The sequence below is a fragment of the Pseudoduganella aquatica genome (assembly GCF_009857595.1).
GTDB classification, from domain to species: Bacteria; Pseudomonadota; Gammaproteobacteria; order Burkholderiales; family Burkholderiaceae_D; genus Rugamonas; species Rugamonas aquatica_A.
The window spans coordinates 1-255 of sequence record NZ_WWCU01000172.1; the positions used below are offsets into that span (position 1 = coordinate 1).

General features: G+C 45.5%; 1 rRNA gene. It reads right to left on the reverse strand.

Features of this window, described 5'->3' with window-relative positions:
- Window positions 1-140: 140 nt before the first annotated feature.
- Window positions 141-255: ribosomal RNA gene (locus GTP77_RS31525) — 16S ribosomal RNA — on the reverse strand; the annotation flags it as partial.

A 255-nucleotide genomic window follows, 5' to 3' on the forward strand; every position in this document is an offset into this window, starting at 1 on the left:
GTTGCGTTTGTTGATACATACAATCACTACCCTCGTTCAATCTTGCGATCAAACGAAAATAATAAATCTTTACTTCTTCCAAATTTTTAAAGAACGAAACAATCGATAAGTGTGAGCGCTTGGCGTGCTGCCTACTCTAGAAAGGAGGTGATCCAGCCGCACCTTCCGATACGGCTACCTTGTTACGACTTCACCCCAGTCACGAATCCTACCGTGGTAAGCGCCCTCCTTGCGGTTAAGCTACCTACTTCTGGT